The organism is Aquitalea sp., from assembly GCF_030150775.1.
In the GTDB taxonomy this organism is placed as follows: Bacteria; Pseudomonadota; Gammaproteobacteria; order Burkholderiales; family Chromobacteriaceae; genus Aquitalea; species Aquitalea denitrificans.
Map to the genome: position 1 here is coordinate 105,823 of NZ_JASLFG010000037.1, position 21,078 is coordinate 126,900.

Here is a 21,078-nt window from a genome sequence, read left to right on the forward strand (position 1 = left end):
CGACTCGGCAGCTATTTGATCGTCAGCAAAACCGAACTGATGGTGACATCGATTTTTTTGTCCGGTCCAAGCCATTGGTTAAACACCTTACCCAGGCCCTGCTTGCGATACGTGAGGTCACAACTGGCACTGGTGCCTGTGGGGCCAAGACCATAGGTGCCGCCACCCTCTGCCTTGATCTGGCATTGATGCTGGCCGGTGAAGTCTTTAAATAGCCAACCTGGTTCGGCAGTGCCAAATGCTACGACAATACCTGGCTTGGCATTGCTCAAATACTTCGCCACATAGCTATACGAAGGCGCAATGCCACAAAAATGTTTATCCGACTGCGCACACGGAATATGCGTGAATGCAGTTTGATCGAACAAGATGTACTCCTTTGTGCTCATGGCCCGATACCAATACATGGCAGTCTGGGCATCGGCATCTACAGAAATATTTTTTCTGTTTGTCAGAATAATCTTATGTGGTGTTTTCACTGTCACCACCAACTGACCGCTTTTATACATGGACATGACTTTGCTGTTTTTCAGTCCATTTTTGGTAATCAGTTTTTCAATAGCAGTATCACTGGCCTGAGCCGTAGCCGCACTGACAGCGGCAGGCACCAGCATTAGATAATACAGAGCAGTATGTTTCATTGTTCTATCCATTTCACGGCAATAATAAAAGCCAGGCCCATATTCCGGCAACGCGTGACAGGGCCGGCGGATTTGGTATGTACGCTTTGATTCAGCAAGACAAAAAACAGCGGCTGATCATCAATTGGCTGATCCGGCAAGCCAACATGCTGCAATCAGCCGCTGTTGCAGGCTTATTCAGCCTGCTGCGCACCAGCTACTGGCCGGCTATTTCTTTGGCCTGCCTTGCTTATCCCAGCTGTTAATGCTGAGCGAGCCACCGTTTTGCTTGTACTTTTTCCACTCGCGTACACGCTCGTTGGTGGTTTGGTTTTCAACACCTTTCTGGTGTTTTTCACGCTTGGATGGGCTTTTCTCACTTTTATGAGCCATGATTCACCTCACTATCAGGGTATTTTTGATAAACAGAACAATGCTGTTAACGGCTATGCTGATCTACAGTGGCCAGTTAATATAATTTAGGGGTTTTCCCACTCCACGCCATAGCCAATCAGCGTGGTACCTTTTATCTTCACCTGCGCTTGGCCGCCCTTGAACTGGGCACCAGGGTTATCCCAGAACAAATCGCCGGTGACATTACGCGGTTTCCATACCAGGCCGGTATCGTGCTCCACGTGCAGGTGCAGCTGGGTGACGCCGTCATCCAGGGTGACGGTCCAGTTGGTGCCGGCAGTCATGGCTTCATGATCAATGGATTGCTGTTGAAAACCGGCATCCAGCCAGCTGGCTTTGCAGTGCGCAACAAAGCCGCCTTTATTGGTTACAGTCAAAACGGTAGGCATGATTAAGTGTCCTTTATCCAAAAATGTTTGTAGACAGAGATGATTGCCGTGGCAGCCATCAACCTTTCCAGTTGGTCAGCAAAGCCTTGTCATTAAATGACAGGGCACGGAAGGCAATATGTGCTTGCGGTGCCTGCTCATTACGCATGACGCATTTATTGGGAGAGGGGAAGATATACTTGACGATTGAATCGGTAGATTCCGTAAAGCTATAACCCGCCTTGACATCGCCGGCCAGGCCTTCAACCAGTGCAGAAGTGGCTTTGGCTTCACCGCCAATGCTGAACTTTTGATTGCTGCTTTCCGAGGCAACCATAAATCCGCCGGCGCTTTTCACTACGTCGGTCACCACCACAAAACCGGGCAAAATACCGCCGCTATTACTGCGCTTACCTGCGGTGCCAGCCGCTTGCAGCAAGGTTTTGAATACGTCAACCCGCAGCAGGTTCTGCACCGGCTTCAGGCTGTCCGAACGCACGGCGGTAAAGTTAACCAGCATGTCATTGCTTTGGGAGAAATTCCAGCTGAACTTGATACCGCCGCTGATGATGGTTTCAGTATCTGGTTCCAAAAACTCGCCAGATATTTTTTCTGTCACCGAATGCTTTTGCACGCCGCTGGTTTTGTAGAAAAAATCACCAGTGGATTTTGAGCCCGTGCTGAAAAAATCAGGATACAACTCGGCAATATTACCCAGCCGGGTAAATTCCGCAGTTTCCGGATTGATAACGCCGTAGTCGCCCAAATTAACCTGCGCCACCATCGACCAATTACCCCATAGCGTTCCGTCGTTTTGACGGATGAGGTTGGTCAGCTTTTTATTCCAATCAGTCATGGGATACCTTTCCTGAAAGATAATGTCGAATACGTAATTGTTTTCGACGGCCCCAATATGGCGGAATAAAAAAATACAGGCTGTTACCCGGGTAACAGCCTGTTGTGCACGTTTGTGCTAAACGCGGCCCTCATCATCAGCGGCTTAGTATTTGCCGCGTGCAATAGCCAGTAAGTGAGCCTTTTCAATCACCCGCACACAGCCATCAATCAGCAATATTGCCCCGCACAGGACAAAGCGTTGCAAATGCTGATTGACTTTGGAGCGGCTGCCATTCACCAGCAGCGCTAGCGTGCTCTGGTTAAAACGGTGCAAGCGCAGCTCTGCAATACGCGTTGACTGCGTATGCAGGCGCAGTAGAATCCGCGCCAGCCGGGCATCCAGCGAGTGCATGGCGAGATCTTCAATGCGCAGCAGCAGCGTAGCCGTGCATTCCTGCAGCAGATAATCAAAGCGCTTTACCAGATCCAGCGCCTCGACACCAAGCGCCAGCTTGGCCCAGGAAAACTTCATCACAATGGTAGGCCCGTGCGCGGTCAGCATGATGCTGGACGCCAGAAACGGGCAGGTGGCATCGCCTGCCAGAAACCCATTCAGCACCTCGCCGCGCGCAAGAATGGCCACGATGAACTCATTACCATCCGGTGAAATCATCGAAACCCTGATAGCCCCTTGCAGCACCACATAATGACTGCCGCTGGTACGCTCAGTCGTATGCCAGGGCTCTCCCTCCCCCAGTACGGCATAGCTGGCGGTATTGGCCAGCGCCTCCAGTTGGTGTGCGGCACAGCCGCCAAACAAGGGCAGGGCTTGAATCAGCCCCAGGTAATTGACATCAGCATTGGACATGGAAGAGCCGGCCATCTTGCTAGTGCCCTGTCTGGCGGTGGTGAAGGTACGTACAGCAAAACCGCCAAGACAGCCACGCTATAGGGAGGGCCGTGTGGGCTGGCAAAGCCGCATGTGTCAGCTGGCCAGCCCTTGCACTACGCTACCAAGCCAGGCACGCCAATGTCGCAGGCACTGTGCAGCGGCTGCATGATCTCCTTCACGGCGATCAGCCAGCAGGAGCCTTCCTCCGTGCCGGAACAAACCTGCTGGCGGAAGACGTGATTATGGAAAGGGTATGCAGTATCCCGGCCAGTTAATGCCAAACAAATAGTCCGATACGCTTACCTATAGTCCATTTGGATCAGCCTTGCCACGGGCTCAGCCGCCATCGCAGCCGCTCGGCTGTGCTGAGGCAACGCAGAACCGCCTCCGCCATGAGTGAGGCCAACGAGCGGTTTGCCGGCTGGTTGAACACCATCAAACGTCAATAAGCTGCTGGTTCTGGTTCCACGGCCAGCGGCGAGAAAATAGAAATCAAGCCCACCGTCGATGGCTGGGGCTGGGCTTGATGACCGCATGGTCGTTTTCTCTACGGATGCTGGTCATGGCCAGCAGCTATGCCTCAGTCAGCGGGTCTCCGCCTCTGCCTCCGCCCGCCACGCCTGTTTGTTCATCCGTCTGGCCAATAGCTGATGGCAAGCCTCTGCCAGCCGCAGTAATTCCGCATTGCTGCTGGGTAAACCATCCGGCGCGGCAATGTGTTGGGCCAATGCCTGCAAGGGCGTGGCCTGGCTGTTGAGCGCCACTAGTCGGCCATGTGCATGGCGGCTGGCGTGGTTGGGGGTGAAGCGCAGCGTCAGCAGCCAATGGCCATGCTGCCAGCCTTGTCCCTGTTCCAATACCGCACGTAATACCGCATGGCTGATCTGCTGCCCGGCCTCGGCGGCCATGGCCAGTGCCTGGTCGTGGCGTGGCGCGTCGCTTGGGCGTTGCTGCAGGGCGGGGAGGACTTGGCGGTTCAGCCAGTGGCGCAGCCGTTGTGCGGCGGGGCGATGGATTTGACGCAGCGCCTGTTGCAGGGTGTTTTCCGGCCAGTACGGTTGTAGGCTGTCGTGGTGTGGGTGCTGGCAGCCGGGGTGTTGTTGCAGGATGTGTTGCAGGCGATGGCGCAGGCGTGGGCCGAATAGTTGCAGGATGTCCTCGCCGTGCAGGCAGCAGGTGTGGGGGTGGAGGTGCAGGCGGATGGGTTTGCCGAGGTAGGACAGGGTAAGGGGAGGGGGATGCTTGCTTGTGTTTGATCCGGTATTCGCCATGACTAGGCCCTCTGGTGAGTAATGAAGGCTGCCATGCGCGTCGCCAAACGCGGGTGGCAGGCCGAAGCGGGGTTGGCGAACCGGCACCAGCACCGGCAGACCGATAAGGTCTCCCCACTCGGCCCGCCATTGAAGGATGCAGACGCAAGTGAGAAAAGCCGCTGAACGCGGCTTTTCTGTACTGGTGTAACTGGGTCGCCAAACCCGGATGCATGTTTGGAATGCAACCCGGAAAGGCTACGCAGTGAGACCAGCAGCGGCAAGGGTAGAGGGGTGCGGAAACACTGGCAAGAGGTGCAGGTAAGGGGCTTGTATCCGCTGCGCGGATGATGGATTTTCCTGCCGCTTCCGCGCGGCGGACGGGAAGGAGGGCTTGCGTGGCCAAGCCCTCCTTCACCTCCAAGGCCACCCCACAAGCATGGCCTGCGGCTACCCGCCAGGACCCGCCTGGAGCGAGGCGCGCCTGAACTCGCGATTTGCTAACGTCAAATCGCTCAGACATTGCAGGCGCTTAAAACCTCGCCCCGGCTACCCGTCGGCATGCTTGACGGGGCCAAGGGTGGCGTCGGTGCGGTGGTTTCCCGGCCACAAAATAGATTTATTCGGGAGCGTTGCGTGGTGGATCGCCCCTCTGGGGCATCCACCCTACGGGGGCGGCATGTAGGGCGGAAGCCCCTGCGTTACCGGGGCGTTCCGCCGTGAGATATGCCCGTTTCGCTATCTGCTAACGTCAAATTGCTCCAACATTGCAGGCGATTACTTACCTCGTCGGCCGCCTGTCGGCATGCTTGACGGGGCCAAGGGTGGCGACAGTGCGGTGGTGTTTGATAGTGATGGGCTAGCGACACTTTTGCTGATGACGTTATTTTCATCAATCAGTCAGTCATAAACTATTGCCAATATAGACTTTCTTTTCTTTATCCCAATGATAAGTTCTGTGCCATGTTCCATTTTTTTCGCGTAGCAGTATGTTTTTATAGCCATGTGTTTCTTTGTTTGAAATGATCAGATAGTTTTTGGCAGAGGTTTCTTCAATCATTTGTTTTGTATGCTTGCTGTTCCATTCGCCTTCAATCGATTTGAAATAACTCATCGGGGCCGAAAAGACGACTTTCAGTTTGTTATCAAACAGGGAAATCAAATACAGTGCAGATGAAGTGCTGCTACCACTGCCAGCAAAACTGTTTCGCCACTCGCCAGTAATGCCAAATGTTGGATTTTCTTTATTGATACGATAGGGCGTATTGTCAATATATGTCCACACTTGAGGAAATGAACTGCCTTTGTTGCATGCCTTGAAGTTACTCAGGCAGTCTGCATCATTGCCGTCTATGTTGGATGCAGTCCAGTCTACGCTATCAGTAATTGGCATCTCGGTTTTTGCTAATAAAATATACGATGACCGTTTTTGTGTTATTTCCAGTCCAAAAACACCAAGATAGAGTTCCGAGCTTTCGTTTGAGCAGCCATCTGCCGGAAGATTAAGTTGATGCCTTGAAATACCATCCTTTGTGGTGCAAAGTGCAACAATGAATTTTCCATTTTCCCCTGGCCACGGCTTGATGGCTGCACCAACAAATGCTGATTTGCCCTTTCGGGGCGCTATTGTTCGGATCAGGAAATCTGAACTCCAGCCTGTTGGCAATTTTTCTTCAAAAGATTTGTAAGGATTTTTGATAGGATTTTGGGTGACTTTGATTGTTTTGGCATGGTTAGGATTGCTCAGCATGGCAAAAAAAATCACACTGACTTTTATGAAGTGGTTCATTTTTCATTCCTTTGTGGAGAAAAATCAACGGTAATTGATTTTGTAATCAGATTTTTCCCACTATTTCTCGTTATGTGTTTAATAATGTTTCTATCAGCCAGTCTGCCGTTAAGCAAGAAGTTCGCAAGAAAAGTAGCGAAGCCTTGCCTGTCAAAATATCCATTTCCACCACCATTTATCATTACAGAAACACGGCCAACTGCATCACTCGATAGCCCTCTGTCCGCATGGCGTGATATATTGATCTGCCCAGTTTTTCCATTTATTGTCTTTGAAACCCAATACCACCCTCCGCTATCAGCGCTGTTGTAAGGAATTTCCACTAACTGGGCTGGGTCGTATCGCGGGTACCACTGTTTTGGTATTGCTTTCTTGTTGGTTCTTCTTTCTTCATCTTTTGGATTGCCCCAATAGTGGGTGCTGGATGTTGTTATTCTTTCATCGGCGTAAATGCCTTTCGTATTGTCTGGTAAATTTTTCTTGGATCTATAGTCTCCGTACTTTTCATAATTGTCAGGCCATGTAAGCTGCATATGCCCGCGACCGTAAAATGACTGATAATATTCCATTGCGGGTTGTGGCCATACCAAGTTGCCATTTTTCAATTGTTGGCGGCCTCTTCCAATTTCTTCAGTTGTTGATGCCATGAACATTTCTGTAAGTTCTTGTGCCAATAAATGGCTAAATCTGACGCGCTCTACCAAGCCATACTTTCTTACCATTTTATTGAAAGCATGGTTTCTATTTAAAATGTGGCAGATTCGATGAAGTGCAGTTGAATAGTTTAAAAGTCCTTTGCTTTCATTGCTCGCATTGTATGAGTAGTAAACTCTGGGTATTAGCTGTGCTAATTCATGATTGGATAGCCATGTGTTTTTATGGAAATGCGCAATAAATGAAGCAGGATTGAAGAAGAATAGCTCCTCTCCAAGTAGCGTGCTGTATCCTTTAGCGTAATTCTTGATTTCAGTATTTATGCTTTCTATGGATGCAGCCAGTTTTTTCCCGGCTTCATTGAGTTGGCTATTGTTGTTTTTGAACTTTTTAGTGATAACATTTTCTGGGTTTATCTGAAAACTACATAGTTTAGCTGCAGGAATTATTGTGTTGTTTCTTTCCATTAGCACTCGCCAGAAACAAAGTTTTAATGAGTCTGACTTGAAATTTCCATTGTATTCATTGATTGTCATTGGTTCAGGATTGGTTGAGGATTTGATGGTTCGCCAGTATTCCATCTTCATGATGTAATTTTCATTCCATTCACTGCGTCTTTTGCATATCATTTTCGAAAACTTCTTGTTCACTTCATGGTTCATTAATCTTTCTGCAATGGAACTTTTACTAATAGTCTGCCTATCTTTTTGTAATAAACTCAGAATTTCTGAATTTTTGCATTGACTTGTTGCATCTTGTGTTCCATCAATTAGCTTCCATCCCGTCCATGGCGGGAAGTCGCCATCACTAAATACCTTGATATCTGCCTGGTGCAAGTTAACCCATTTTTGACTTTTGTTCGGCATGGTTATCAAGTGCCAATGTGGGACATTGGCTGAAATGTTTGATTCATTCTCTCTATTAATGACACGACCAAAGCGTAATAATTCGTAGATGCTGTTGCATGCATTTTCAGGGTGCTTTCTTTGTAGTTCTCTGGCTAGGAGGTACATGTCATATTCGTAATCATGGTAGCTAAATGAATAATTTGTGATTGTATTGGCGGGTGGCTTTCCTGAGGCTCTTCTGTCTGCTGCTGGTAATATTTCTATATACTCATTATTTACTTTGATGCGTGTATGCAATTCAACCTGCCCCTTTGCAAAGCGCATGGTTAAAAACAGTTCAACCCCAATTTGAACTCCACCGGATGCTGGTTGGGCTTTATCCAGAGGGGGGATGTCATTTGTAAATGTGTATGCATTGGTCTTTGCAGGAATGTAGAAGTGCACATCTCCATATATTATATTCATGCGGCCATTTTTGTTTCTATAATCGAGGTCGCCACTGGTTCTGCCAGTTATCTTCTTTAAGTTGGCGTCTGTGCAAAATATTTCCATGTGTATGCCTGGTTGAGCGCCAACTCTTCCGGGATATCCTATCAACTCTTTTCTATAAATTGGCATTCCTAATTTTTGCGCTTTTTCAGATATTATTCCAAGGTGATGATATACAGAGTAGTAAACAATTTTACCTTCGTCTCCCTCGCCGATTTCAGTCTCGTGACGCAACACAACCACTCCGCGAGAATCAACTCTTCTGTACGTAGCTCCAGGTTCAGCATCTTCATTAACATCAGGTTGAATGTCACCACTATTTTGGCTGATCATGACGATTCCATCCGCAATCGCGCAAATATCAATTTCGCCCGTACGGCTACTGCCAACAATATTTGTTAGATGTAATCCAAGATGCCATTGCCCATATGAGCCAATTGGAAATCCCCCTCGCGCTGTCGATGGCATGAAGTGGTTTAACCACTCTTCGTAACTCTCATTTTCGCCTTGAGGAATATTTAATCGCGGTGGACTAATCAGCATGAGGGGCTCCTAGCACTTTATTGGTAATGCGGCATACGGTGCACGGCCTTGAGCGCCATTGCAATTGACCATAGGTGTAGTCTGGTCGTCGTTGCTCACATCTCAAGACGTGATAACGAGATTATTTTTTTGATTTGTAAGGCCGGTTCTACAGCCGTGAAAAATACTGCTTAAGAAGAAATATTGGTGATATGGAAGAAGTGGACTGATTTGAGCGGTTGTACGAGGCGGGAAACCGCTAATGGCATTACCATCGATTTCTGGAGGATGATGGGAAGAGTGATTTGAATTTGAGTCTTGTGACGTACCGTACGGATCACGCTACAAACACTGACAATCTGCTATTCGGTGGGCTAATTTGGAAAATGGAAAGTACAAGGCAGAAATTCGCTGCTCGGATGATGTTTTGTGTTGCCGTTTCCGCGCGGCGGCGGGGAAGGGGCCTTTGCTTGGCCAAGCCCTCCTTCACCTCCAAGGCCACCCGTCAAGCATGGCCTGCGGCTGCCCGACAGGGCCCGACCGGGGCGAGGCGCGCCTGAACTCGCGATTTGCTAACGTCAAATCGCTCAAACAAAGCAGGCGCTTAAAACCTCGCCCCGGCCACCCGTCGGCATGCTTGACGGGGCTAAGGGTGGCAACGGTACGATGGAAGCGATGTAAAAGGTAAAGGAACCCGGTTTTATCCGAGCGGGCTGTGGGTTCGAATCCCACGGACTTTTTTTTAAGGGTGGCCAGCACAAACCCGGCGCTACCTAGTCCCGTCAGCGCGAGCCGACGCAGACGTGCCGCTCAGGGTCTTAAGCGGTCGGCTGTTTGCAGCGGCGCGACGTTAGCGCGCCGCAAGTTCCGCCCGCGCCCTGGGCGGTGCGGCTGTGGCGGGAATTCGACGCGCTGCGGGTCGCCTTTTCTTTGGGTCCTTTCTTTTGGCGAAGCAAAAGCAAAGGACCTCGCCGGCGGGGCGAGACCCGCGAAGTTTACTTACGATCAAATGAAAGCTAATTTAAATTGCATTTTTTTTGCTTAAATTCAGTTCGTAAAGTTCCCTTATTGAACGGAATTTCATTATCCACCGTATGTAAAATAATAAATAGGGATCTAATATTTGTAGTCCTTTGTCATCATCCCACTCAATGTAGTCATTGAAATTGTCATACTTTTGCGCAATGGCTTGCATGTGCGTCAAGGATCTGAGTATGCTGCTTGTGTTTGGGGAATCGCTTTTTGTTAAAAATCCAACCCTATCTATAAGCTGAGATTTTTTAATTTCAAGCCAAGGAGGGTTTAGTGCAATAGCTGCCAAGATGCAGCCATAAACATCTAGAGTAGTTCCATCAATCATCTCGAAGCTCAATCGATCAGTGCCGTGTGTGGGTGGGCCTGCTTCGAGTCTTGTTACCAGTCTATCTCTGTCAATCGCTTCAATGCATGATGATATTACCGTACTGATGTCAATATTTTTTGCGTGAAATTGAATTTTTTCTTTTGAGACTGTGAGAGACTTGTTTTTAATGCATGCGGACAGGCAAATTGATTGCATGATTTGAGGGGAGCCCCCGGATTCTGTGGCAAATGCATCAACAATTGAATTGCTAACTTCGATATTTAATAGTTGAAACCCATGGGCGATTTTGGCGATATCTTCTCTTGACCATAAGTCAAAGTCTATATTGGTTAGTCGTCCAGTCAAGTCTGGGTTCATGCGTATTACAAGATCATTTTTATGGCGAACTTGTGCAACGCAAATTGAAAGAAGATCATGTTCGGCTGCGTGTTTTACTATTTCAGCAGTGGCTTTTTGATTTTCCTCTGACATGTAGTGAAAATCATCAATAAATAATGTTTTTCCATTGTCTTTTAGGCTTGAGACCGCTACTTGATAGTTGGATTGAAATGTATTGGATACTTCGCTTGATTTTTCATTTGCATCTTCCCCTGATATTCCTGCTGAGCCTTTCAGTAGTGGGTTTCCAATTTCAATTTTTGTATCAATTTTAATCGACTCTTTGTCGGTTTCTTTTTGGACTGTCTTTTTTTCAACTGGAATTTCTAGCTGTTCTAAGACTAGTAACCAAATGGAGTCGGGGTCTTTTATCTGAGCTCCGGATATTTTAACAATATTTTTTTACCGACAACAGTTTCAACAAGTGCTGTTTTGCCAGATTTTGACGGTCCGGCTATGCTCACAACCCTGCCGGGGATTGCTAATTGTTCAGAAAGCTTTTCTTCTGGATAGAATTTATTACCAGCCTTATCTGCTAATTCTCTTCTGACGTACGTTAATGTCGGAACCCCATTGGGTGTAAATATTTCGTATGCAGTTGACATCTTTATGTCCGTATAAATAAAGAGGGGTATTCTTAATACCCCTCTTGTTTACTGTTAGATGCACCAAAAATTGAAATTGAAACGACTGAAAAATCAAAGACTTATCCTGACGTTGATGTGTAATATTTTAAATGCCACAAAGCCAAAAATTGGCATTATCGTATTTTGAAGCCAAAGCTTGGAGTTTTTTGATCGTAGGGAGGTAAGATGACTCAACAGCCAATTTTCCAGGTTGGTCCAAACGGACCACTACAATTGGACGTTGCTTGGCGTTCATCAGTGTCTGAATTTTGCTCAGGGATGAAGAAAGCGGTTGGTAAGAATGCCAATAGCCAGTTACGCCCTTACCGATTGGGATGTACCTGCTATATTGCCTTTGATGTACGAGGGGAGGCCGGAGAGGTCAATGTGACTCTTGTCGAGAGTGGTGCTAACAGACTCCCGGACGCTGCAACCATTTGCAGCGTCCGGGAGGTAGAATGTGAGTTAGTCGATCTCATTGACGCTTACTACTTGGTAACAAGAGTTCTAGCCTCATTAGAGGCACTGTAGCCTACCGGGTAGCCTTATTTTTTGTTGGTCCCAATACAATAGCGAGATGACGCAAGTGTGATATCACGAGATTGAGGCCATCGCTCTCGCCTGGGGCTTCTTCAAAGTGCCCCAGTGCATAGACTCTAAGGAAGCGGACTTCATCCACTTTGGAGAGTATTCCATCAAGGTACTTTCTATGTCGGTACTCTTTCATCATGGCGGGGCTAACGTATAAAAAAACAGGCTTTCCTTCTACAGTGTCGTAAAATTTTAGCCGGAATCCTTGTCCATAGCGTTTATCCAAGATTGCACCGCCATATATAATCCGATGCGTCGACCAAGTTTTGGAATAGTTTAAACGCTGAAAATAATGTTTCAGCTTAATTTTGCCAATTCCTTTAACTTGCAGCTCTAAAGTGGAAAATTCTTCGTCAGAAAGTTTCTCCTTTGCATCCCTAAAGCTCTCTACTAATCGTTCCAAGTCATTGGTTCGATTTACTCCAGTCAACTCAGAGTCGTTGTTTCCCCGTGCCTGGCCGCCACCAGATACAGGTACACCAATACCTCCATAATCAATAGGGGACTTCTCTGTTTCTGCCGGTTTGGTTCCGTCGTGATCAGTCGGGTCAAAGACATCAATAAAGTCGTTCAACTTGCGGCGTGCTTTGCGTTTACGTGCGGTATCTTCAGACTCACCAGGGAGCAGGCCGTCAGGCCCCTCAGTGTCTTCCTCATGTTGCCATTCACAACCAGGCAGGTGCGTATCCTGCTCTCGGTAGTGTGCCGTTACGTGCTTAACTGATTCTTGAGCGTTCTCACGGTAATTCACGCCAATGACGCGCACTCCTTTCTCACGGCATTTTTCATCGGAACACAGGAAGTGGAACCTTGAGAGAAGGGGTTCTCTAGACAGAAATTCTATTCTGGCTTGAGTGATCGTAACTACTTCGCGGAGTTCGATGCAGTACGCACGCATGATACGGAGACTGGCCATTTATATTACTTCAACGTTATTGAAATGCTAAAAGAATAATTCGAGCCGACTTTCTTGTTGCTAGCTTGCTTACAAGCTCTCACCATCTATAGGGCAGGATTGCCTACAGGAGCCTGGGCAGCCCATTGGAGTACCCATGTTGTCAACAAAATGTGTGATGACCTTATAGGCGCGGTATAGAAACTGTGGTGAGGGATTAAAAAACATGTAAGCGACCTAACGTCTGAGATCACTGGCGCAGCGTGGCTTTATTGCGCAGCGCCCGGTGGATTGGTGGGTTAGTTGTGTGCTCATCTCTCACACGGTGTTCACACATAAATTAGGGTACGCCCCCCTTTTATGGAGTAGGCCACTGGTTGCAGTGGTAAGAGCTATCTATTGCGCTTACACAGCACCTCTTGGGGAAGAGCACTTTTGCTACCCAGCACAAGCCGCCAGAGCCGTTGGATATCTGGGTCGGGAGAGGCCTCAATGGTTGTTACGGAACCTGCCAATTGGCTATTGAAGCGTGCATGCAACCTGGACCTCCCAAGCAAAGTGCTCAGGATATCATCACCTGGTGCCAACACCCCGGTCAGGTTGGGTAATCTGGCTGCAATTGCCAGCCCGGCAGGATCGTAATCGGGCGCAGACCATACCGGGCGACCATAACTTTCAAGAAAACGTTGGGCAGCGCCAGTCGTCGAATTCAAGGAGCCGCCGCGCCACAGAATAAGTGGATTACTTGACACTCGACTGATATCAACCTGAAGGTCATCGATGTGCTCAAATGTCTCCCAATTTTCAACGAGAACCACATCCTCATGCTGAAGGTATTTGATAGCCTGCGGGTAACCCCATTCCAGATTGGCCCCCGGAGGAAGGAATAGGGGATTCACACCGACATTCAAGGGCTTCCCACGAAAGGTCTTGATGGCAATCCGCTCGCTTCTTACTGCAGCACCAGCCCACTTCTCATCGGGACCGATCTCCATGGAGTCCGAACGACTTGCACGCCCCCAGGCATCAGGTGAGGAATTTGGATCAACCTGTTCGGCTGCCAGCCATTTACGGATCCTCTCCTTATGGCCTTCGTTGAAAATGACCTTCCGACCACTTACCAGGCCTATACCGCTATCCAGCACAAACCGTCGCAGCACATCAGATACTGTGAACTCAACGCGTTCAGGAGCGCTCTGGACAACCCTGAGCAGACTGATGGCAGTGGTCTTATTCATGTCGAAATTCTCGATAGGCGGATATCGATCAAGGGGATGTTGCCGCACATGCGCGGTGTTAGCTGCGTGACATGCTCAAAACGGACATCGGCATTACGAGCGAGATCATTCTCTTCTTCACGCAGAAGGCACAGCAACCATATATCATCATCGATGGCAGCCAATTCCACCCGGTCAGCTTTCCATGCCAAGGCCGAGACTGGTTCAGTATCGAGCTCATTGAGCAATGCCAGGATAGCCAGTTCCCATGCTTGGATGGCCATCACGTTTTCATCGGCTTCGATCGGCGTGTCAGGAAGCAATGCCCCGATACGAGGGGGCGGCAACTCCTTGAGTTTGATATCCGGGATGCTGCGGGCAATCTTTAGTAGGGCCTCATCAAACTCGGGATTCTGCACGCAGGCATGTGCCTTCAATGGCAGGCTACGGGCCCGCATGGCGCAGTGAGGGAGCGCTATCGTATCGTCGAGCTCATCAGGCACAAAGCCTGGATTGCGTTTCAGAAAGAGCTCGAAGGCCCGCATTCGTCGGGCAACAAACTCAATTTGTCGGGTCTTGTGGAGATACGCCTGCAAGATAGCAGTGATGTCCAGCAACTGGGCTCGCCACTCCGGTAGATGTTTGGCGATCTGAGACTGATAAGTCTCCAGCATGCGCCCACCTTCTGGGGTGGTTTCCAGGTTATGTGTAAGGTTGCCGGACTGAATGGCACTCAGGGTCTCGCTGATCCGGCTTGCGCGCTCTAAGTAATACTCGTTTTGACGTCGCTTCTCAGCCAGCGTGCTCACGTTGGCGAAATTGTTGTCGCATTGGAACCGCAGGGTAAGCAAGACGCTCTGCACGCTATCTGCGATCTCGAAGACCCTGATATCGAACTCGTCGATGTAGTGGTCTACATCATCGTGTCTGCCTTCATAAGCCGCATCCGCCACCATATGGGAAATATCAGGTAAGCGTTGTGCCAGCTCAGAGAGATCGGCGCCGGACGAGGAGTACAGCCGCTCCTTTTGCAGGGTCTCATCCAGATGACGCATAAGCGACGACGACAAACGGTAGGTACCCTCGTTGCGCGGCAGTAGGATACCGGCCTGCTTGAGGGTCTCGATGCCCTTACCGCCAGCGGGATCGTCAGAACTGTCTACGGCCCCGTGGTGATAGGCAGCGGCTACCAGAACACGGTATTTAGACAGCGTTTCCAGATGGTGAAGTACGAGATCAGATTTGTTCGTCATGGCTTCAGATCAGCGAATCAGTGGGGTCCTGTTCTTCCACGATGTCATCGGAAATGTTGTTCGTGGTCATAAGGAATTGTGCCACCTCGGTCAGGTACTCGATCTTGCCTGTCACCTGGTAGATTTCCCGCTCCGCATTCGCCACGATCAGATAGCCATCATTGACCAGCTCCTTGAAATAGCTTGCCAACAACGAGCGTAGCTTCCCGTCACTGGTGCTGCCCCCCGTCAGCCTGCTGAGCGCCTGAAACTCGGCACGCAGCCCAGGGTTACCATCCACGGCCGCCATCAGCGCATGGAATTCGATTTTGTCGCCACGGGAGTAGTAATCCTCTTTATTCGAGGCTCGCATCGCCTTGCCAAAGAATTCCACCAGAAAACGGGTTCGTTGCCAGATCCGGGTGAACTCGGACTTGATCACTTTCCTTTCTTCATCGCCAATGGCTGAATATGCCGCGTACCACGATCCACCTTGCTCAGTGGATGCTAGCGTGCGGCCGATGCGGGTCAGGTAGGCATTGGCATCCTTCTGGTTAGCATCGCTAGCCAGGTACCGAAACGCATCGGGGTAGCGCACCTCACAAATAAATTCTCCCACCAGCAGCAGCGTCATTGTCTGATCAAACATGGCTCGCCTCCGTCGCCGCAATGGCCTTGACGCTCGACCAGCCATGCTGGTGAGCGGGTTCGTAAATTCGCCGGTCACTGCTAATCGCGCGCCGGCTCCTGAATGTGGCCAGAACATCCGGCTTCGGATCAGGGCAGGCCGTAACCAGCGTGATGTTGTTCCGCTTCAAAATATTGACCAATGTGACTGTATTGCCCGTATCTAGGGACCCGATCTCATCCAGCGCCCAAACGATGTTGACCGGAGCATCCCCACGGACCCGATTGATGAAGGCCATGAACAAGAGCACCATCACGATATAGGAGAGGCCGTTGGAGGAAATGTGCTCCAGATCCTCAGCTTTCTTGAATGGGCGTCGCTTGCCGTTCTCAATCACTTCGCCCTGGATGCGAACCAGATTGGTCAGCTCGGCCTGTATGCCCTCCCTGAGCTGCCAATGCTCCAGCAGATCTCGCAAGGCCAGTGCAAACTCAGGCGGGGGGAGGTCTGACAGGTCACCAGCCATCCAATCCAGACGAGATTCTGCAACCTTATCAACGGTAGGCCAGTATTCCAGCTCCCGAATGGAGGACACAATCTCAACCGTCAGGCCGCCAATACTCTTGAACCCTTGGTTGGCATTGATGTTGTCCTGCAGCTCACGGTTGAACTGTTGCACCTTGTTGTGGAACACCGCCATCCGGTCACGGAAGTCACCCACCGCATCCGCGATGGTTCTCGCCTCGATATGCAGCAGCCGGCGGCATTCCTTGTGGACCGTCTGGTACCATTCCTTGAAGGCTGGAACCCACTCGCGGGGATGCTCAGCCCGGTCTGGGCCGATCAGCTTGCGCTGGGACTCGTAATACTGGTCGGCAGGGGCGTGGCGGCTGGCACTGAACACCCGTTTGAGCACAGTAATGTCCTGCTTCAGGGCCTCCTCATGCTTATCCAGGTTCCTTAGCTGGTTGCCGGCCTGCTCAACCAGCACCTGCAGATTCCAGGAAGTATTGTGGTCAGGCAGTGCACCCAGATTGGGCGGGTAGTCAGCAAGCACTTGCCGCTGGCGAACAATGTGGCTCTGATCCTTCTCAATCTCGCTGATAGCCTGAGTCAGGATATGGATCGACTGCCTGCGTTGGTTTTGCTCGTCAAACCACGCCTTGCTCAGTTTGTCCTTGTCGCGGGAGAGGCTATCTTTGCGCTGGCTGGCCTGGTTCATCGATTGCTCGATTGCCGCCTTCATCGACCACTCGGATTCCAGCCACAGGCGCCATTGGGCAACCAGGTTGCGGGAAGTGTCGATTGTGGTCAGTTTGTCGGACACCGCGCCAATCTGCTGCTCAAGCGCCTGCAGGATCGCGGTATCGACACCGTTGTCTTTGAGTTTGGCCAGGCGCTCCGTCTCGATCTGCTTGCATTGGATTTCATGCTTTACCGCTGTATCGGTTTCAGCTTTATCGATGTGGGTCAGCGTTTCATTCAAGGCCGTTTGGTACTCCATCTGCCGCTCTTTCTGACGAAGCTGAATAGCCTGTATGTCTTTCTGCAGCTGGTTGCGATGGTTACGCAAAGCTTGTTTGGCCTGTTCCGCAATGTTGGCCGCATGAGCATACTGTTGTTTAGCCTGTTCGCCGGCGGACTCACGACTGCGGCGCACCGCAAGCCGGGCACCATGAAGTGCAATGTTTTCCGACTCCAGCGCTTTGCTTGCCAGTGAGGTATTGGCCGACATCTCAGACAGCTTGCTCTCCGCAGTTTTCAGGGCCCGGCTGAGCTCGGTCAACTCGGCTTCCTGCTCGGCTAGCCGGCTGTTGAGTTCCTTGATAGTGGTTCGCACCAGCTCAATTTCCGTCTGCAGGGCGGTTTCGTCTGCGACGAGCGGGCTGCTAAGCGAATCCAGATCAAGCTGCAGGCCATACAGGCTGTCCTGCATGGCAACCAAGGTCGGGGAAAGGTCGGTACGGGCTAACAGATCTTCCCGAACCACTTTGGCAATATCGTGAGTCCAGTCCGATCGGTTGCGACGGAGGTAGTACAGCAAGCTGTTCTCATCCGGGGCCGCCTTCTTGAGCAGGTCATTGAGCCGACCTTCCTCAACTTTGATCTGATGGCGCAAGCCATTCAGCACCAGCTCCGCTGCCCCGAATTTGTTGCGGGCCGAATTGAAAGTCTGCCGTACTTCGTCCTCCAGCGTGATTGCCGCCGCATGAGCCTTCCGGAAGCTCTCCACCTTATCTTCCTGCGCTTCAGCGGCGGCGACCAGGGTAGGGTCGGGCTGCGGGTTTGTCATCTTCTCTCGCGCCTCGCCAACGGTCTCGTTCGCCGTTTCGATTGCCAGCTCCAGCGCGGCCTCGTTCTCGGTAGACGCTTGCCGTACCGCCGCTTCCTCCTCCCAGCATTCTGCCTGGAGGGAGTTGGTTTTCACTTGATAATCGCCCTTCGCCGTCGAGCGTTCACGTTCGAACTTGGTCAGCCCCGTCTGGTGACTTAGCTTCAAGTTGTCGAGAATCTTCTGGTATTCCGCCTCAATGTTTGATTGTTGGTCCAGGAGGGTGGCTTTGCGGCTAGTCAGCTGTCCCAGCTCCTGCGAAAGGAGCTGCTCTTGACCCTGCAACTCAGCCAGGCCCTCGATATCCTTTTCCTTGAAGAGGCGTTGCCTTTTTGTCAGGTCTTCCAGCTTGAGGCGGTAGTCACCAATCTCCCTATCCAGGGAAGAGATCTGTTCAATAAGAATTGCTCTGGATTCCTTGAAGGCAGTCTCTGCATTCTCGAGTTCTTGCCTCGCCTGCCCAAGCGCCTTGGCTTTCTCCTCCTTCTGCTCATCCAGCGCTATATTGGATGCCGCAAACCGACCGTGGATATTGCGCAGCTCCTGCTCCGCCCCTAGTACATCGTCGTAGGATTGCTGGATGTCCTCCATGCGGGATGCTTCCTGCATGACGGTCAGGTAGCTATCGCAGGCATCCGGCCAAGCTTCAATTTTCTTGCGCTCGGCACCGAGAGAGATGTTGGTATTGGTATCGGTGACCGTCGAAACAATCATCCGCTGCAGGTCAGTGAAATTGGACTTGCGAGCAAACATCCCGAACACAATCCGCTCGATGTGGGGGAGCGGACGCGAGCTGGGGCAAAAGGCGTAATCGATGACATCCTGGCGATGCTGCTTCAGGCTTGAGCCATGAGCTCGTTTGCCCTGAATGATGGCCCTGTACTGATCAAGGGGCATCTTGCGCGAGCAATCTGCCCCCAGCTGCTTCAGGCGCTCCGGCAAGTTGCTGTTGGCTATTAGCATGCTGTCCTCGTTGTCCACAAACCAGTCACGCTGGTAGCCACTGCGAACAAATCGGTATTCAACGCCTTCGCCGGTTGGATCGGAAGTCAGCAAAGCGCAGCACAGGGTATTGTCACGCCGGTATTCAAAAACGATGTAGGAAGTCGAACGGGGAAGGTAATAGTGCGCAAAATTGCCCTGATTGCTCACCGGCTTGACGATCCGATCGGGGCGCTCGCCAAAGAAGGCCGGTATCAACTGTAGCAGTGAGGTTTTGCCCCGACCGTTCCCGCTGACTAGTGCAGTTCCACCCTCGATGGGTAGTTCAGTGATCCGCCCGTCAGTATAGGAGTCAACGAGAATGACTCTGATCAGCGCATATCGCGCCACCTGATCTACCGCGTGCGAGGCTGCCTGACGGTCCATTCCTACCCCCTAATTGCATAGGCAATCATTTGAGTTGATTTTGAACGAATGTAGCAATAAGCTACCTATAGTCAAAAGTAATAGTCTTGTATTCATTTGTCAACTACTGGTCTGGCCCGCGCCTCGGGGTTTTGGGGCAGGATGCAAAGAATGTCTAACGTACCCAATAAGGTAGCTTCGCCTAAGACCAGAGAATGGTCCCTGACCGTGATGAAGCGCATGCAGCACATTGAGCGCTGTTTGTTCTGGCGAGGTGAGTTGCAGCGGGCAGATCTGATCAATGAATTTGGCATCAACCCAATTCAGGCGGCTAAGGATTTCCGGGCGTACATGGAGCAATTTCCGGGAGCCATGGTGTACAGGGCTTCGATTCGGCGATATGTCCCGATGTCCGATTTCAAACCGAGTTTGATTTCACCTACTACGCTCGACGAATTCGTAGAGATGCAATCAACGTCGGTGCCAGTGACGGGCTGGCCGCTCCCGACTCGCAATGCAACACCATCGGTGTTGCAAGTAATGGTCTCCGCCGTGAGGGAGCACCAAATGATTGAAGTGAAGTACCAGTCCATGACGGGTGAGCGTCCTGAATGGCGATGGTTGTCCCCCCATGCGTTTGCCTCTGACGATGAGCGTTGGCATGTGCGAGCGTACTGCCATACGCGAGGTGCATTCCGGGATTTCGTGCTAGGGCGGATTCTTGAGACCAGAGGCCTCAAAGGCTCAGAGGTTCGTCATGAAGATGACCTTGACTGGCACACCCAAGTGGACGTGCTGATCATGCCAAATCCGAATCTGGCGTTGGATCAACGCAAGGCCATTGCGACCGAGTATCAGATCCCGCATGACAGCTTGGAGGTGATGTTGAAGGTCAAAAAATCTATGCTGTTTTATTTGATGTCCAAATTTGATCTGGCTAACCGGGGCAATCCGGCAGCACAGCAGCTATTTGTGACCATTCTGAAGTGAGAACAAACCTTGAGTTGAGGTCAGACGTAAGCATCATTTGTACCAATACTAGCCAGTCGTTCTGTTGGTGAGGGGGATTGAGAGTAAAATCTTGCTTGGGGAAATCTTGCAGGTTGCCAGCGCGTCTACTGGAACGATCCCTAAGTGCGTCGAGATATAACAGGATTAATCATGGAATTTAAGAGTTTGTATGAAAATGCAAATTTTTGCATTGATAGATTTAAATTAATTATTAGGTGGACTGCATCATCTAAACAAAGGGTATTGGGTGTTTTGCTAGCAATTGGATTTTTTCTGATTTCAATTGAACTTGGAGGGCCTCTTTACCTTTTGTATCAATCGGAAGCTGAAGCCAAGGCGCACATGGAAAGGCTTAATGAAAAATCAAAAATGGCAGAGTATGAATTGACGCTGGATGCAATAGATGCGTGTTTGAAGTCAAAAATAAATGAGCCACTATTGCATGAGTGGTATTGCCGCAGTGCCTCTGAGCAATATAGAAGACTCAATGCCCCAAGACTGCCGGCACGAGTTAATGAAGTAATTGAAAAACATGCTTATCTTGCGATGCATATTGATGTAAAGCACTATATAAGATCTATGGAGGTTAGCTCCATAATCAATGAGCCGGAAACCGCAAATGAAAAAATTATTAAAGTAATAACAAGTAAGACTTTCTTGGCGGGGTGGGTCATTTTTAGTATTTCTATTGTGTTTTCATTTTTGTCTTTAATGAAAAAGAAAGGTGGATAAGTAAAAATATTTAATTTCCCCTCGTTGGGAATTCATATTTTAT

At 50.2% G+C, this 21,078-nt stretch carries 17 protein-coding genes; 3 read left to right on the plus strand and 14 right to left on the minus strand.

Going from position 1 to position 21,078, the window contains the following annotated elements; translation table 11 throughout:
• Window positions 1-11 precede the first annotated feature (11 nt).
• The gene (locus tag QVF59_RS13545) at window positions 12-641 is read right to left on the minus strand and encodes a hypothetical protein (protein WP_287880612.1); all 630 of its coding nucleotides are present in this window, start codon (window positions 639-641) and stop codon (window positions 12-14) included.
• Here QVF59_RS13545 and QVF59_RS13550 point away from each other — a divergent pair.
• Window positions 641-886 (plus strand): hypothetical protein, encoded by a 246-nt coding sequence (locus QVF59_RS13550; RefSeq protein WP_287880614.1) that lies wholly within the window; start codon window positions 641-643, stop codon window positions 884-886. The two genes, QVF59_RS13545 and QVF59_RS13550, sit on opposite strands and share 1 nt — an antisense overlap.
• A gap of 213 nt (window positions 887-1,099) precedes the next feature.
• Here QVF59_RS13550 and QVF59_RS13555 read toward each other — a convergent pair whose 3' ends face one another.
• From QVF59_RS13555 to QVF59_RS13615, 13 genes are all read right to left on the minus strand, one after another.
• Window positions 1,100-1,423: a thiol-activated cytolysin C-terminal domain-containing protein gene (locus tag QVF59_RS13555; protein WP_159876825.1), complete on the minus strand. Its 324-nt coding sequence runs from the start codon at window positions 1,421-1,423 to the stop codon at window positions 1,100-1,102.
• A 58-nt stretch (window positions 1,424-1,481) separates the two neighbouring features.
• Window positions 1,482-2,258 (minus strand): hypothetical protein, encoded by a 777-nt coding sequence (locus tag QVF59_RS13560; RefSeq protein WP_287880616.1) that lies wholly within the window; start codon window positions 2,256-2,258, stop codon window positions 1,482-1,484.
• Between the two features lie 144 nt (window positions 2,259-2,402).
• Window positions 2,403-3,107, minus strand: coding sequence for a Crp/Fnr family transcriptional regulator (locus QVF59_RS13565; RefSeq protein ID WP_159876821.1), 705 nt, complete (start codon window positions 3,105-3,107; stop codon window positions 2,403-2,405).
• Window positions 3,108-3,715: 608 nt separating this feature from the next.
• Window positions 3,716-4,402 (minus strand): hypothetical protein, encoded by a 687-nt coding sequence (locus tag QVF59_RS13570; protein WP_287880618.1) that lies wholly within the window; start codon window positions 4,400-4,402, stop codon window positions 3,716-3,718.
• An 883-nt stretch (window positions 4,403-5,285) separates the two neighbouring features.
• Complete coding sequence (locus tag QVF59_RS13575) at window positions 5,286-6,170, minus strand: hypothetical protein (protein ID WP_159876817.1); 885 nt, start codon at window positions 6,168-6,170, stop codon at window positions 5,286-5,288.
• Window positions 6,167-8,704 (minus strand): hypothetical protein, encoded by a 2,538-nt coding sequence (locus QVF59_RS13580; protein WP_287880620.1) that lies wholly within the window; start codon window positions 8,702-8,704, stop codon window positions 6,167-6,169. The genes QVF59_RS13575 and QVF59_RS13580 overlap by 4 nt, the downstream gene beginning before the upstream one ends.
• 1,000 nt (window positions 8,705-9,704) lie before the next feature.
• Window positions 9,705-10,517 carry a hypothetical protein gene (locus QVF59_RS13585; RefSeq protein ID WP_287880622.1) on the minus strand — a complete coding sequence of 271 codons (813 nt, stop codon included), beginning with the start codon at window positions 10,515-10,517 and terminating at the stop codon, window positions 9,705-9,707.
• Window positions 10,518-10,792: 275 nt separating this feature from the next.
• A complete protein-coding gene (locus QVF59_RS13590) occupies window positions 10,793-11,029 on the minus strand; it encodes a hypothetical protein (protein WP_287880624.1) in 237 nt (78 codons plus the stop codon).
• Window positions 11,030-11,582: 553 nt separating this feature from the next.
• Complete coding sequence (locus tag QVF59_RS13595) at window positions 11,583-12,557, minus strand: hypothetical protein (RefSeq protein ID WP_287880626.1); 975 nt, start codon at window positions 12,555-12,557, stop codon at window positions 11,583-11,585.
• A gap of 371 nt (window positions 12,558-12,928) precedes the next feature.
• On the minus strand, window positions 12,929-13,774 hold the full coding sequence (locus tag QVF59_RS13600; protein ID WP_287880628.1) for a DUF7281 domain-containing protein: 846 nt from the start codon (window positions 13,772-13,774) through the stop codon (window positions 12,929-12,931).
• Window positions 13,771-15,006 carry a hypothetical protein gene (locus QVF59_RS13605; RefSeq protein ID WP_287880630.1) on the minus strand — a complete coding sequence of 412 codons (1,236 nt, stop codon included), beginning with the start codon at window positions 15,004-15,006 and terminating at the stop codon, window positions 13,771-13,773. Before QVF59_RS13605 ends, QVF59_RS13600 begins: the two co-directional genes overlap by 4 nt.
• A gap of 4 nt (window positions 15,007-15,010) precedes the next feature.
• On the minus strand, window positions 15,011-15,634 hold the full coding sequence (locus QVF59_RS13610) for a hypothetical protein (protein WP_287880631.1): 624 nt from the start codon (window positions 15,632-15,634) through the stop codon (window positions 15,011-15,013).
• Window positions 15,627-19,313 (minus strand): ATP-binding protein, encoded by a 3,687-nt coding sequence (locus QVF59_RS13615; RefSeq protein WP_287880632.1) that lies wholly within the window; start codon window positions 19,311-19,313, stop codon window positions 15,627-15,629. The genes QVF59_RS13610 and QVF59_RS13615 overlap by 8 nt, the downstream gene beginning before the upstream one ends.
• A gap of 150 nt (window positions 19,314-19,463) precedes the next feature.
• Between QVF59_RS13615 and QVF59_RS13620 the strand changes: the two genes are divergently transcribed.
• Window positions 19,464-20,282 carry a helix-turn-helix transcriptional regulator gene (locus QVF59_RS13620; protein WP_287880634.1) on the plus strand — a complete coding sequence of 273 codons (819 nt, stop codon included), beginning with the start codon at window positions 19,464-19,466 and terminating at the stop codon, window positions 20,280-20,282.
• 171 nt (window positions 20,283-20,453) lie between these two features.
• Window positions 20,454-21,035: a hypothetical protein gene (locus QVF59_RS13625; RefSeq protein WP_287880636.1), complete on the plus strand. Its 582-nt coding sequence runs from the start codon at window positions 20,454-20,456 to the stop codon at window positions 21,033-21,035.
• Window positions 21,036-21,078: the final 43 nt, after the last annotated feature.

Coding starts and splice junctions, on each gene's coding strand:
- QVF59_RS13600 (WP_287880628.1), bottom strand. CDS start 13,774: ATGAATAAGACCACTGCCATCAGTCTGCTCAGGGTTGTCCAGAGCGCT.
- QVF59_RS13565 (WP_159876821.1), bottom strand. CDS start 3,107: ATGTCCAATGCTGATGTCAATTACCTGGGGCTGATTCAAGCCCTGCCC.
- QVF59_RS13595 (WP_287880626.1), bottom strand. CDS start 12,557: ATGGCCAGTCTCCGTATCATGCGTGCGTACTGCATCGAACTCCGCGAA.
- QVF59_RS13590 (WP_287880624.1), bottom strand. CDS start 11,029: ATGTCAACTGCATACGAAATATTTACACCCAATGGGGTTCCGACATTA.
- QVF59_RS13545 (WP_287880612.1), bottom strand. CDS start 641: ATGAAACATACTGCTCTGTATTATCTAATGCTGGTGCCTGCCGCTGTC.
- QVF59_RS13575 (WP_159876817.1), bottom strand. CDS start 6,170: ATGAACCACTTCATAAAAGTCAGTGTGATTTTTTTTGCCATGCTGAGC.
- QVF59_RS13605 (WP_287880630.1), bottom strand. CDS start 15,006: ATGACGAACAAATCTGATCTCGTACTTCACCATCTGGAAACGCTGTCT.
- QVF59_RS13610 (WP_287880631.1), bottom strand. CDS start 15,634: ATGTTTGATCAGACAATGACGCTGCTGCTGGTGGGAGAATTTATTTGT.
- QVF59_RS13560 (WP_287880616.1), bottom strand. CDS start 2,258: ATGACTGATTGGAATAAAAAGCTGACCAACCTCATCCGTCAAAACGAC.
- QVF59_RS13570 (WP_287880618.1), bottom strand. CDS start 4,402: ATGGCGAATACCGGATCAAACACAAGCAAGCATCCCCCTCCCCTTACC.
- QVF59_RS13615 (WP_287880632.1), bottom strand. CDS start 19,313: ATGGACCGTCAGGCAGCCTCGCACGCGGTAGATCAGGTGGCGCGATAT.
- QVF59_RS13580 (WP_287880620.1), bottom strand. CDS start 8,704: ATGCTGATTAGTCCACCGCGATTAAATATTCCTCAAGGCGAAAATGAG.
- QVF59_RS13555 (WP_159876825.1), bottom strand. CDS start 1,423: ATGCCTACCGTTTTGACTGTAACCAATAAAGGCGGCTTTGTTGCGCAC.
- QVF59_RS13585 (WP_287880622.1), bottom strand. CDS start 10,517: ATGTCAGAGGAAAATCAAAAAGCCACTGCTGAAATAGTAAAACACGCA.
- QVF59_RS13620 (WP_287880634.1), top strand. CDS start 19,464: ATGTCTAACGTACCCAATAAGGTAGCTTCGCCTAAGACCAGAGAATGG.
- QVF59_RS13625 (WP_287880636.1), top strand. CDS start 20,454: ATGGAATTTAAGAGTTTGTATGAAAATGCAAATTTTTGCATTGATAGA.